This is a genomic window from Candidatus Hydrogenedentota bacterium, assembly GCA_016791475.1.
Taxonomy (GTDB): domain Bacteria; phylum Hydrogenedentota; class Hydrogenedentia; order Hydrogenedentales; family JAEUWI01; genus JAEUWI01.
The window spans coordinates 1-579 of the sequence record JAEUWI010000358.1; the positions used below are offsets into that span (position 1 = coordinate 1).

The window sequence follows — 579 nt, forward strand, 5'->3', positions numbered from 1 at the left end:
GTTGCCGCTCGTCGTCGCTCCCGGCCTTGGTGAGGATCAGCGTGAACTCGGCTTCCTTCTGCCGGTACACCTCGCCGACGTCGACCACGCCGACCCGCTGGGCCGGGCGCACCACCACGCGGTCGTAGGCGGCCAGCGTGCCCAGCACGATCAGCAGCGCGAATGACGCGTGCAGGAGGATGGGCGCCATGCCCACGGGCACGGCAACGGGCTGGTGAGGATTGGCGCTGGCGTCGATGTCCATGGGGGCCTCGCCAGGGTCACACCGCGTGCCCGCGCCGCCGCAGCAGCTCGGTGATCGCGTCGTCGATGCTCAGGCCCTGTGCCCGCAGCTCGTCGATCGGGGCGTTGTCCTCCAGCTTGTTGGAGAACAGCAGGTGGGTCGCCGGGTCGAGGATGTTCCGCGCCACGCCTTCGCCCACCGGCGAGGAGATGTAGACCTCCGAGAAGACGCCCGGCTCCGTGCGCAGCGAGTTGAGCAGCCGCTTCTTGGGCTCGTCCATCGACAGCCGCCCCTTGCGGTCGAGCATCTCGATCGACTCGGGCTTCTGCCGCAGCAGGAACACCCAGTCCGAGCAG

The 579-nt window shown here is 69.3% G+C and carries 2 protein-coding genes; both read right to left on the minus strand.

Annotated elements, in window-relative coordinates:
* On the minus strand, positions 1-244 hold a 244-nt coding region (locus JNK74_29665), incomplete at its 3' end, for a hypothetical protein (GenBank protein MBL7650342.1).
* Between the two features lie 16 nt (positions 245-260).
* Positions 261-579: type IV secretion system protein TraC (locus tag JNK74_29670; GenBank protein ID MBL7650343.1), on the minus strand; the 319-nt coding region annotated here is incomplete at its 5' end.